6 protein-coding genes and 1 tRNA gene are annotated in these 13,790 nt (G+C 33.8%); 4 read left to right on the forward strand and 3 right to left on the reverse strand.

The genetic code is table 11. The features are described from left to right. Positions 1 to 20: 20 nt before the first annotated feature. On the reverse strand, positions 21 to 1,646 hold the full coding sequence (locus NTX22_06990) for a class I SAM-dependent DNA methyltransferase (GenBank protein MCX6150251.1): 1,626 nt from the start codon (positions 1,644 to 1,646) through the stop codon (positions 21 to 23). 442 nt (positions 1,647 to 2,088) lie between these two features. Next, a complete protein-coding gene (locus NTX22_06995; protein ID MCX6150252.1) occupies positions 2,089 to 5,019 on the reverse strand; it encodes a T9SS type A sorting domain-containing protein in 2,931 nt (976 codons plus the stop codon). Positions 5,020 to 5,277: 258 nt separating this feature from the next. On the opposite strand from NTX22_06995, the gene NTX22_07000 reads away from it, so the two are divergent. Together NTX22_07000 and gltX are read left to right on the forward strand one after the other, a co-directional pair. Further along, positions 5,278 to 7,638 (forward strand): response regulator, encoded by a 2,361-nt coding sequence (locus tag NTX22_07000; GenBank protein ID MCX6150253.1) that lies wholly within the window; start codon positions 5,278 to 5,280, stop codon positions 7,636 to 7,638. Between the two features lie 91 nt (positions 7,639 to 7,729). Continuing rightward, positions 7,730 to 9,187 (forward strand): glutamate--tRNA ligase, encoded by a 1,458-nt coding sequence (gene gltX, locus NTX22_07005; protein MCX6150254.1) that lies wholly within the window; start codon positions 7,730 to 7,732, stop codon positions 9,185 to 9,187. 68 nt (positions 9,188 to 9,255) lie between these two features. Here the strand turns inward: gltX and NTX22_07010 are convergent, their stop codons facing one another. Then, the gene (locus NTX22_07010; protein MCX6150255.1) at positions 9,256 to 10,956 is read right to left on the reverse strand and encodes a glutamine--tRNA ligase/YqeY domain fusion protein; all 1,701 of its coding nucleotides are present in this window, start codon (positions 10,954 to 10,956) and stop codon (positions 9,256 to 9,258) included. Positions 10,957 to 11,151: 195 nt separating this feature from the next. On the opposite strand from NTX22_07010, the gene NTX22_07015 reads away from it, so the two are divergent. Both NTX22_07015 and NTX22_07020 read left to right on the forward strand, forming a co-directional pair. After that, positions 11,152 to 11,237 (forward strand) — tRNA-Leu (locus tag NTX22_07015). Between the two features lie 137 nt (positions 11,238 to 11,374). Beyond that, entirely contained in the window at positions 11,375 to 13,786 is a 2,412-nt protein-coding gene (locus tag NTX22_07020; GenBank protein ID MCX6150256.1) for an alpha-amylase family glycosyl hydrolase, read from the forward strand. Positions 13,787 to 13,790 lie beyond the last annotated feature (4 nt).

Raw genomic sequence — 13,790 nt, forward strand, 5'->3', positions numbered from 1 at the left:
TGTAAGCGGTATTTACACAATTATAATTTGATTTTATTCAAATTCTCTATAATCGTTTTATTCAACTGGTCTTCTTCAGCAAGCTGCTTTTCCAACTCTGCTTTAAGTGAAGTGAAGCGTTCAACAAAATTAAAATCATCTTCATCATCCGGCAAACCAACATATCTACCGGGAGTTAAAACATAATTAAGTTCTTTCACTCTGTCTAAAGTCTCACTCTTGCAAAAGCCTGCAATATCTTCATACTTGCCTTCTTTACTTCTCCAGGTATGATAAGTATTAGCAATTTTATTTATATCATCTGGACTTAGATCGCGGTTACGTCTGTTTACTAAGAATCCAAGATTACATGCATCAATAAAAAGAATTTCATTATGCCTGTTTCTAAAATTGGGTTCATCAGTCCCTCTCCCTTTGGGAGAGGTTAGGTGAGGGTTTTTAATACGGGATAAGAACCATAAGCAAGCGGGAATCTGAGTATTCAAAAAGAGTTTTGTGGGAAGGTTTACAATGCAATCAACCAAACCTTTTTCAATAAGTGCTTTTCTTATCTCGCCTTCATTATTTGTTTGAGTAGTTAGTGAACCTTTTGATAGAACAAATCCTGCTTGTCCTGTAGGTGCAAGATGATATAGGAAGTGCAATATCCAGGCATAGTTTGCATTTCCGGCAGGCGGTGTTAATTTTTCACCTAATACATTCCATCGTGCATCGTTCTGTAGAAGTTCACCGCTCCAATCGCTATCATTAAAAGGTGGATTAGCTAAAACATAATCTGCTTTCAGATCTTTGTGTGCATTGTTTAAGAAACTGCCCTCGTTATTCCATTTAACATTACTGCTGTCAATTCCTCGTATTGCAAGATTCATTTTGCACAAACGCCAGGTAGTCTGGTTGCTTTCCTGTCCGTAAATAGAAATGCGATCTTGTGGATTGAGATTTAATCCTTTACCATTTTGGCTTTTATAATGATCGTTGTGGGATTTAATAAACTTTTCGCTTTGCACAAACATTCCACCACTGCCGCAGCAAGGATCAAATACTCTGCCCTCATAAGGTTCAAGCATTTCAACTAATAATCTTACAACGCTTGATGGAGTATAGAACTGTCCGCCCTTCTTGCCTTCAGCAAGAGCGAACTCACCAAGAAAGTATTCAAATACGCGACCAAGAACATCTTTGCTTTGCGCTTCTTTAGTACCGAGTACTGCTGTGCTAATTAAATTTATTAAACCACCAACTGTTGCTTTATCAAGTTTTTCCTGAGCATATACTTTAGGTAAAACACCTCTTAAAGATTTTGGATTATCTTTTTCGATAGCATCCATTGCATCATCAACATCTTTTCCGATAGTTGGCAATGTGGCTCTGCCCTGTATCCATTTCCATCGCGAAGATGGCGGAACATAAAAAACTTTTTCTGCTGTGTATTCGTTTTTATCTTCAGGATCAGCGCCTTCACTTTTCTGCTCAACAAGTTTTTGATACTGCTCTTCAAACGCATCGGAAATATATTTTAGAAATATTAAACCTAATACAACGTGCTTGTACTCAGCCGCATCCATATTCTTGCGGAGTTTATCAGCAGTTTTCCAAAGTTTTTTTTCGAGAGGTTCTTCTACAGTATTATTATTTTTTTTTGCCATCAATTCCCGCCCACACTATTCAATATTATTTCTCGCCTAAACTAAACCAAAATCATTTCAATATCAATAAAACAGAAAAACTTTATCCAACTCATTCCCTATCCCCTTTTCTTCAAAAGAAAAGGGGAACGAGGGGTTGAGTTCGAATGGGATTAAAACAATACAAATCAACTAATATTTAGAAACTCCAGAAAAATTAATAATTAGTTGAGTGTCATTCCTACGAACCTGCCAGCGCAGTCGGGAGTGGAAATCTATTCAAAATTCTACATTTTTTAGATTCCCGCTTGCCTGCTGCAAGTAGGTTTTCATGGGAATGACCTTTTTAGATCAGACTCATACATCCTTCATTCTAAATTTCCCGGCTGCAAAGCAGTACGCTTAACAGCCGGCAACCAATTCATGTTTACAGAAGTTTTATTCACTATTACCCCATTTGTCGTTATTTCAAAAGAATCATCTTCTTAAAATCTTTGTATTCTTTTCCATTATTATCAACCGCAGTTAAACGATAGAAATAAATTCCACTGCTCAGTTGCTTATTAAAGTTATCAGACGAATTCCAAATAATTTTATAATAACCAGCTGGTTTTTCACCATTTTCTAATTGTTTAACTTCTTCTCCCAGAAGATTAAAAATTGATAAACGCACTTTTGCATTAAAAGGAATTGTATACTCAATTGTGGTATTAGGATTAAACGGATTAGGATAATTTTGTTTTAAGGAAAATTTATCTGGTAACAAGTTTGCCAATTTGTTTTCATTAACACCTGTTGTAGAATCTGGAAAATATGCTAATCCTTTAACCCGCTTAAGTCCTATGGATCCAATGGTGGTAGCAACTCCAGTAGTAGTGTCTATTTTTATTAAACTATTAATATTAGAGCCAACCGTGCCGTAAAGATTACCAGCATTATCAAATGTTAGTGCATAAACGGTATTGTTCGTACCTGTCCTGCCGATAAAAGTTGTATCTCCATTCAATTTATTGATTTTGTAAATTCTATCTTTACCATTTGTAGAAGCCAGCCCTACTGAAGCCCACATTTGGTCTGTAATGGGATTTATAGTAATACCAGAAATTGATATTCCAAGTGAATCAATTAAAGTATAATCATCTGTGAATTCATTTGTTTGGTATAACTTACCATCTTTTGCTGCCACATAAAGATTCCCCTGCTTATCAAAAGCCGATGCTGCAACACTCAACTGGGTAGAATAAACTTCATATGCATCACCACCAGAGGCATTTATTGTATGCAGGATTGATGCTCCGTTAGTAGCATAAAGCGGATCTATTAAAGCAAATAATTCACCTCGTTGTAGTTGAACTGATAATCCAATTAATCCTTTAATGCCGGTAGAACCAATTTTGGTACCTGCACCAGTAGATGGATTGATGGTAATTAAATCAGTATTTAACTCAGCTAACCCATATATTACTCCGCGTGTTGCCCGATTAATAACATATCCGAATCCTGATAGCCCAACAAATTTTGAAGGATAATTTGGATCATTGGAAACTATTGCAATGGAATCTGTAATGTTACCAGTTTTTGTTGGATTAAAAACCACATCAAGAACAAGTGAATCATAAGTTGAAATTGTAATTGGAAAATTAAATGAGTTTTCAATCTTAAATGAGTTAGTTGCATTGGAAATGCTGGAAATCTGGAGTTGTTGATAACCAAAATTTTTAATAATTAATTTTGAAGGGTTGCTTGTAGTAGCAATGAGCCGGTTACCAAAATACAAAGTAGTGTCTGAAGCATAAACGAAAGCAGCTTCTGAAGGAGTTAACCTAATTTGACCTACCCAGGTTCCCCAGGAATTAGTTCTTGCTGCATATTCAGTAAAAAGCCAAATGTCATCATTAAATGGATCATTCCAAATTCCATTATAATCTCCCCAACGATTTCTTTTGCTGCTATAGTCTTTAATATAATTTCCTTTACCAGGTTGCAAAGTTTTACTACCATTAAAAATACCAGTAGCTTTTTGCCTGGTTATATAATATGCACCGGCATATTCTTCCATACCTGATCTACTATAAGTAATTACAACATTCTCATTTTTATCTATTGCAACAGCGGGATAATAATACCAAAAACCATTTGCACCAATTGATACATCTTCAACTGCTTTTTCCGTTGCAACATCAATTGAAACATATCTAATGCTTGAATATTTACTATCCCCTAAATTTCTATCACAAAAAACCTGGTATAATTTACCATCACTATAAATTGGTTCATTTTTTAATTCACTACCGCCAAGTTCAATTAATAAAGAATCATTGCTACCGCTACCTCCAAGCTGGTTTGCATTTGGAGGATTATTATAATTTGCTATTGCAATAGTTTTAACTGTTAACTGTGGAACACTAAGAGCGTTTTTTAATTTATAGAGTACAAGCAAATTTGTAGGACGTTGAAATGGTGAGGAAGCTAATAAATAAAATTCGTTAGCTGTATTTTTTAACCGAGCTGGTCTTAACGTCCAGGTAGAAGAACCTGGACTTCCAGTTTTGAAATCCCAAAAATCAATCCATTCCACTTCACCTGCCGTATTACTATATAGTTGTTCTTTAATAATAACACGCAATTTATTATACTGCGGTTGAGCCTGTGTTCCAAATGACCATTGATTAGAAGTAATATAGATTGCTTGCTGATCATAACCAACAGCTTCATAATCCGCCCAATTATTTGTTTCAGTTGCTCCATTTTGTTTAGCAGACATTGCGTAATTGTACCAGGTTCCTAAAGGATTTTCATCATCAGAAACTGATACTAAGTAAAAGGATTCTTTCTTTGTTTCATCAAAATGTAACCATACCATAACCCATCTGTTACTGTAATGGTCATATATAACTTTTGGATCAAATGGTGATGCACCTGTTAAAGTTGTTGCAAACCAATTATCTGCACCAATAGTTTTTAAAGTATTTCCTGATTTATCACATATTCTAAAAGTGGAATTAACAACTAACATTATGTGGTTTGGTCCTACGGCAATGTACGGATCAGGGGGAATTGAATTTGTTTCCCGGATCCCTTCAAAATTCTTTAATACAAACGAACTATCAAATTGCGAAGCTTTATTTAATGTTAATCTCGGATCATTAAAAATTTGTAAAGGTATGGATGATTCATACAAATCTTGTCCATCTGGATTAGGAAATAATTTACGAGGCAATTTATTATGAACTGGCTTTTCCTGAAAACTAAATACAACCACATCCGCAAAAGAATTGGTAGATACAATAACACCATTAGTAACAGATCCACCTACCGGTCCCTGGTATAATTGTCCGAATAAAAACGCAGGATATAGTAAAAGAACTAATACTCTTTTTATCATTAATAGCATTTCTTCTCCAATTTAAATTTATTGTCGGTGAATAATAGCAATAACCTTAAAAAGATACAATTTAGTTTATCGTATCTGTAAAAATGTTTTCTAAAGTAAATAATAAGGATTTTATAGTGATTTGCAAATTTTCTGATTGTCTTTATCTAAAAATTATCTTAAACTCACAACAGCGTTTTTTAAAGTTTCTATATAATTTTATATATATTTGTAATACTTAAATACAATATTTTAATGCATTAAATCAAAGGCTTAATAATGCAAAGCGTTAAAATAGAATTCCTTGAGAAATATAATCAACTGGTTAAATCAGCTAACAAGGGATTAGAACAATTTCCTGACGAAATTTGTGATTATGTTGTAAATGAATTCGATTTGCAGGCAATGGTTTTGTTTAAGGTGAATGAAGATAAAAGCCTGACAGTTTTAGGGAAATCTACTTCAACAAAGAAGAATTATTTACGAGGTGCCATATTTAGCTGCACCAATTGCAAAATTGTCAATCCAAATGATCAAACAACTAATTTCTTTTCAGATCCGGAATGTGACGTATTGATTTCTGAATTTATCATTTATGAAGCTTGCAATATTTTTAATATTTCTGAAACACAAAAAGGATTTGCTAAGATTGCAAGAAAAACTCCATTCCTTAGAAATGATTCCGATTCATTTAAGTCTATTTCAGAATTTTTAAGCCAGATTTTAAGGAATTGGTTTGTTGCAAGAGGCGGAGAAGTTCTTGTTGTTAATAAAACAACATCCGAAATATTAAATTCAATTTCGCAGGATTTGCGAACACCAGCAAATAGCATTATTGGATTTGCTTCAATTCTTGGCGAAGAAAGTTTGACTTCTTCGCAATCAGAGTATGTAAACACAATTAAAAGTAATGCACATAGTTTGCTTATATTAATTAACGATCTTATTGATATTGCAAAAGTTGATTCCGGTAAAGTAATTGAAAATAAAAGTCTGATTGAAATAAAACCTTTCTTTGATGACATCCTGAAAGTATTTGATGATAAAGTTGATAAAAAAAATGTTGAGTTAAGTTATGATATAGATAAAAATATTCCTGATAAATTAAATATTGATCATCAAAAATTGCGATTTGTAATTATAGCTTTAATAGCTAATTCAGTTAAATCAACTGAAAAGGGGAAAATATCAGTTCGTGTTTTACAAGCTGATAATAAACACCTAAACATCAGAATTGCAGATACAGGAAAAGGAATTCCTTCCGAAAAAAGAAAAACTTTATTTGAACCAACATCAATTTCTATCTCTGATAATATTAAACCTAACGGAAACTTTGGTCTCAGTTTAGTTCTTTCAAAAAAATATATTCAGCTACTCGGTGGAGATATTAATCTGGATAGTACTGTTGGCAAAGGAAGTACATTTAATTTCTCGATTAATGTTGAATCTATTTCTGAAATTGAAAGAAAAATTATTGAACTTCCACCACCAACTGTAAGCACGCGTGTTCTTGTAATTGAAGATGATTATGCTACATCTAAACTATTATCCAGTTATTTAACAAGATGGGGATATAATCCAATTATTGTAAATAGTGAAGACCAAACAATGGAACTGATCGAAAAGGAAAAATTCCTTGCGATCATAATGGATATTGTTCTTCCAAACATAAATGGTTTAGAGTTGCTTAAAAAAATTCATGAGCATAAAAATACTAAACACACACCGGTTATTGTATGTTCTGTTGAAGCTGAGCAACAAAAAGCTTTTATGCTTGGTGCGGTAGAATATTTTGTAAAACCAATTAAATACAAATTTTTGGTTGAAGTACTTCAGAGTTATAGACTAAGAACTGATTCTAATATTCTTTGTGTTGATGATGATGTACCTACTTTGCAACTTCTTAAAGAAGCTATTGAAACAGCAGGATTTAAAGCAATAGCAGAAAATGTTTCTGCTAATGTTATGGATCTGGTTGAAGATAAGGATTTGGATTTAGCTATTATTGATTTAGATATGCCCCATCCAAATGGATTTGAATTAATTAAATTGATTAAATCGAATCCTAAGTTTATTCATCTTCCAATAATTATCTATACAGGAAAAGAAAATTACCAAGAAGATTTGAAAAACATTGATGGACTATTTGAAGAACTTTTAAGCAAACGCAGTACAAATATCGAAGACCTTTCCGAAGTAATTAGTAAAATGATCAATCGGTATGACACACCGCCGCCACAACAAGAAGTATTTGAAAAGAAAGATGTAATAAAAATTCTTTTAGCGGAAGATTATAAACACTCTCAAATAATTGTAACCAGATTGCTAAAGAAAAATACTTTTGAAAATATTGTTGTTGTAGAGAATGGAGAAGAAGCAATCGAAATGGCTAAACAACAACATTTCGATTTGATCTTGATGGATATGCAGATGCCGGTTATGAATGGTTTTGAGGCAACAGAAAAAATCCGACTAATGCCGCAATATAAAGATACTCCGATCATCGCGCTAACTGCTTTTGCAATGAAGGGTGACAGAGAAAAATGTCTTGAAGCTGGTGCAACTGATTATATTCCAAAACCGATTGACAGCAAGGAATTTATTGAAAAAGTTAAATACTATACTAATGAGCGCGCTTAAATTTTAACCTATTACTATTTTATAAATTCTTTTTATGGGTCAGACAAAGTTGTCTGACCTTTTCTTATTAGATAAGATGGAACACTAAAAAATGATTAACGAACATCCAAGAGTTAGATTTGCTCCAAGTCCAACTGGTTTTCTGCATGTAGGCGGATTAAGAACCGCACTTTATAATTATTTGTTTGCAAAAAATCAAAATGGAAAATTCATTCTTCGCATTGAAGATACTGACAGAAACAGATTTGTTGAAGGTGCAGTTGATAATTTGATTTCCGCTCTAAACTGGTGTGGACTTGAATACGACGAAGGTCCAGATGTTGGCGGTAAATATGGTCCGTATTTGCAATCTCAACGACTGGAAATTTACCACAAGCATGCTAAAGCATTGATTGATAATGGAAATGCCTACTATTGTTTTTGCACTACAGAACGGCTTGAAGCATTACGCGAAGAACAACAGCGGCAAAAACTTCCTCAGGCAAAATATGATAAGCATTGTCTTAACCTTAGTTCCTTAGAAATAAATGAAAATCTTGAAAACAAGACCCCACATGTTATTCGTTTAAATGTAAAACCAAACTTCACAATCGTTGTTGATGATGTAATTCGTGGAAGCGTTGAATTTAATAGCAATAATATTGACGACCAGGTTCTTGTTAAAAGCGATAGCTATCCAACTTACCATTTGGCAAATGTTGTTGATGATCATTTAATGAAAATTACTCATGTTATTCGTGGTGAAGAATGGCTTCCTTCCGTTCCAAAACATGTTTTGCTTTATGATGCATTTGGATGGGAGCGACCAATATTTGCTCACCTTCCGCTTCTTCTTAACGCAGATAAATCCAAATTAAGCAAACGGCAAGGCGATGTGGCAGTTGAAGATTATCGTGCAAAAGGATATTTGCAGGAGGCGCTGGTTAATTTTGTAGCTCTACTTGGATGGAATGCTGGCGATGATGTTGAGTTTTATAATATGCCGGAGTTAATTGAAAAATTTTCTTTGGATAGAGTGAATAATTCGGGAGCAGTTTTTAATTTGGAAAAATTAAACTGGCTTAATGCTGAACATCTGCGAAAAAAGAGTGATAATGAAATTCTTCAAATGTTAAAAGACGAAGTTCGCAATTCGAAATTAGCAATTGGCAATTATTCGGATGATTATCTTTTACAAGTTATCTTTGCAATGAAAGAAAGAGTAACGTTCGTTAAGGAATATTTGAGTAAGAGTCCGTACTTTTTTGAAGCACCAAAAGAATATGAGCAAGCGGCTGTTGCGAAAAACTGGACATCTGAAACTCCAGATCAACTAACAAAATTGCGCGATATAATTGCACAACTTGAAAATCCTACCAAAGAAGATTATGAAAATACTATGGCTAAAGTTGCGGAAGAATTGAATGTTAGCAAAGGAAAACTAATTCATCCATTGCGTTTAGCGCTATCTGGGCAAAGCACTGGACCGGGAATGTTTGATTTGTTGTTTATTCTTGGAAAAGATGAAGTCGTAAAACGAATTAACTCAGCATTAGAAAAGATTAAATAAAAAATTAATAAAACAGATTTAAAAGATTTTATTCATAACAAATCATTTAAATCTGTTTTCATCTTTTGTTATTGGTTTGCTTTTCCCCAGCTATCCTTCAAAGTTACTGTTCTGTTAAAAACCAACTTATCGCTTGTTGTATATTTTGTATCAACACAAAAATATCCATTCCGTTCAAACTGGCATCTATCACCAGGTTCGGAATCTTTTAAAAATGGTTCTACCAATGCGTTGGGAATAATTTCCAGCGAATTTGGATTTAAATAACTCAACCAGTTTTCATCACTACCAGGATCTTCAATTGTAAAAAGCCGATCGTATAATCTTACTTCTACTTCAACAGCGTGGCTGGCAGAAACCCAATGAATAGTTCCTTTCACTTTTTTCTTGCTGGTTCCTGTTCCGCTCTTTGTTTCCGGATCAAACGTACAATGGAGTTCAACTACTTCACCTTTATCATTTTTAATTACTTCTTCGCATTTAATTATGTACGCATAACGTAAACGAACTTCGCCACCAGGAATTAAACGGTGATATCCTTTTGGAGGATTTTCCATAAAGTCAGTCTGTTCAATAAAAATCTCGCGGGAGAAAGGTACATTTCGTGTACCTGCATTTATATCTTCTGGATTATTCACCGCTACAAGTTCTTCAACTTTTCCTTCCGGATAATTGGTAATTACAACTTTCAGTGGATGGAGAACTGCCATAACGCGCTGTGCATGTTTGTTCAAATCATCACGGATTGCAAATTCAAGTAAGGAAATATCCGTCAGTGCATCGCGTTTTGCTACACCAACCAAATCAGCAAAATTTCTAATTGCCAATGGAGTGTATCCTCTTCTTCTTAATCCGGAAACAGTTGGCATTCGTGGATCATCCCATCCATCAACATACTTTTCCTGAACAAGCTGCAACAATTTACGTTTGCTCATCACTGTATAATTCAAATTCAATCTTGCAAATTCAATTTGCTGTGGATGGTAAACATTAAGTGAATCAAGATACCAATCATAAAGTGGTCTGTGGTTTTCAAATTCTAATGTACAAATTGAATGAGTGATTCCTTCTATCGAATCTTCAATACCGTGTGCCCAATCATATGTTGGATAAATACACCAAGCATTTCCCTGCCGATGATGATCGGAATGTACGATACGATACATTATCGGATCGCGTAGATTAAAATTTGGTGAAGCCATATCAATTTTTGCACGCAAGGTTTTTTCTCCAGAATCAAATTCTCCATTGTGCATTCTTTCAAAGAGATCCAGATTTTCTTCCACGCTTCTATTACTGTATGGACTTTCCTTTCCAGGTTCTGTAAGTGTACCACGTGTTTGACGAATTTCATCAGCGTTAAGATCACAAACATACGCCAAGCCTTTCTTTATTAACTCAGTGGCGTATTCATACATCTGCTCAAAATAATCCGAAGCGAATAATATTCTATCCTCAAAATCGGCACCAAGCCATTTAACATCTTCAATTATCGAATCAACATATTCCTGTTCTTCCTTTTCGGGATTTGTATCATCAAAACGGAGGTTGAATTTGCCATTATAATCTCTCGCAATTCCATAATTCAGGCAAATAGATTTTGCATGCCCAATGTGAAGATAGCCATTTGGCTCCGGAGGAAAACGTGTGTGAACTCTTCCTTCTCGCTTATTGGTTTTCAAATCATCATCAATAATCTCGCGGATAAAATTACTTTTTTTTGATGGTTCATTAGATTTTTCGTTTGGATTGTTATCTGCAGTTGTCATATTCCTCGATTAATATTTTATACAAAAATAATAAAATGAGCAGTTACAAACTAATCTTGATATTAAATCAAATTTAGGGTAATTTTGAATCGTAATTTTGATCTTGAAAATGTTTGAATGTGTTCACCTTTTTCGATATTTGATATATTGAGATCGATCTTAACGTATATAGAATTAAAGTTTGTTCTTAGAAATGCCGAAGTGGCGGAATTGGTAGACGCGCTGGACTCAAAATCCAGTCTGGCTTACACCAGGTGCCGGTTCGAGTCCGGCCTCCGGTACAGTAATTTTAATCATTAGCTCGTGTTTTATCACGAGCTTTTTTTTGCCTGTTAGTTAATTATATAACTTCAACAATTTTTTTTATCTTTCTTAAGGCAAAATCTTTACTTAAAAATAACGAGAGCTGGAGAATATAATGTTTTCATCAAGAATCAAGATTATTTGTTTATTGTTTTTTGCATTAATTCAAACATTAAGTTGGGGACAAATTACCAGCGATTTAATTGAAGTAAAAAAAATAACCATCGGTGTACCTGATACAACTTTAATTTCTGATCTCTTTTATTCGAAAAATTATAATTTGAAAATCTTTGAGAATAAAAATGTTGATGCAAATTATTCTAAATCTTCACAGAAATTAATCTTAAATGCAAAAAATAATTTCACAGGATTGACACTTCTCGATTTTTCACTCACCGGAAAAAAATATTCAATTCCAATCCTTTCTGAATCACCACAAAATGGGCAGAAGCCAATTTTACAAAAGTTTACTTACAAGCCAGCAAAAAAAGTTAATGAAGTTAAGATATTTGGAAGCTTTAATGACTGGAACAAGAATAACCATCCATTAAAGGAAGTAAATGGGGTTTATGAAATTTTTATTCCACTTTTACCCGGTAGTTACACTTACAAATTTATAGTTGATGGAAAAGAAATAGTTGATCCCGAAAATCCACAAAGGACACCAACAGGATTTGATGATTTTAATTCTGTAATAAATATTGGTGATTCAAAAATTGAAAAGTGCTATCTGCACAACAATAGATATGAAGCAACAAAAAACTTTACAAAATTATTCTTCATCTATGAAAGAGACAATCAGAAGAATAAAATTGTTAAAGAAAATATTTCTGCTTTGATTGACAATCAAAAAGTAAGTGCCGATAATATTACAATTGAAGGAAACACAATTGAAGTATCGCTTCCCTCTTCTTTTATGAAAGGAGAAAAAATTTTTAGAATTGCCGTTACTCAAAATGACAGAGCAACTAATCTTCAAACATTGTTTTTAGTTAATGGAAAACCAGCTGATAAAGAAAAACATAATTCCTGGTATGACAGTAATATATACTCAATTATGATTGACAGATTTAACGATGGGGATAAATTGAACGATATTCCGGTTGCTCACGATTCTCTTTTCCCTCAGGCAAATTATATGGGGGGTGATTTCCAGGGAATCATTAATAAAATTGAAGATGGATATTTTGATTCGTTAAGCATAAATGTTATTTGGATTTCTCCAGTCTATGATAATCCAGATGTTGCATTCAGGGAATTTCCAAAACCTCATCGATGGTATTCCGGATACCACGGCTACTGGCCTGTTCATCACCAAATGGTTGAAGAAAAATTTGGGACAATGGAAAAGTTGAAGGAATTAGTAGCAAAAGCTCATAATCATAAAATAAAAATACTATTGGATTTTGTAGCTCATCATGTTCATATCGATCATCCATTTTATAAAGAACATCCGGACTGGTTTGGTAAATTAAAGTTACCGGATGGAAGATTAAATCTGCGTTTCTGGGATGAGTATCGTTTAACAACCTGGTTCGAGCCATACATGCCTTCTTTCGATTTTATCAACTCAAGCAATGCAATAAATGCAATGACGGAAAATGCCGTATGGTGGTTAAAAGAATCCGGTGCTGACGGATTTAGACATGATGCCGTTAAGCATGTTCCAAACGAATTTTGGAGAGCCTTGACAAAAAGGTTAAAAGAAGAAATTGGTATTCCAGAAAATAAAATTGTATATCAGATTGGAGAAACATTCGGGAACCATAAGCTGGTCAAATCGTATGTAAACAACGGACAACTAAATGCTCAATTCAATTTTGATCTATCATACTTTGCTATTCCGGTTTTTCTTGAACAGGATAAATCATTTACAACACTTGATTTGCATATGAAGCAATGCCTGGATGTTTATGGTGTAAATAACCTTATGGGAAATATTATGGATAGTCATGATAAAGTGCGCTTTATGGCGTATGCTGATGGCGATTTTAAAACCCAGGGTGTTGATTCAAGGGAAATGGCGTGGAATAATCCACCGCAAGTTGACCACGCAGACAGTTATAAGAAAGCAGAATTATATCTTGCTTTTATGCATACCATCCCAGGACTTCCAATTATTTATTACGGATCAGAATTTGGGATGACTGGCTTAGATGATCCGGATAATAGAAGAATGATGAAATTTGGAGTTCAGCTAAGTCAATTAGAAAAAGAAATGTTAAAGATAACCAGGACAATTACAAAACTACGATTGGAACATTCCGCTTTAAGATATGGTGATTTCCAAACCTTAAAAGCAGATAATTTAATTTACTCATATCTACGCGCTGATATGAATGAAAAACTAATTGTAGTTTTAAACAAAGATCAAAAAGAACAAACGACTGAACTTCGGATTCCTTCTGTTTATAAATCTCAAAAACTGATTGATGTTTTAAATAATGATTCGATTGAAATAAAAAACAATACAGCCACGTTAGTTCTTCCTGCCTTTGGTTGGAAGGTATACAGGATAGAAAATTAATATC

It is taken from the genome of Ignavibacteriales bacterium, from assembly GCA_026390815.1.
Taxonomy (GTDB): domain Bacteria; phylum Bacteroidota; class Ignavibacteria; order Ignavibacteriales; family SURF-24; genus JAPLFH01.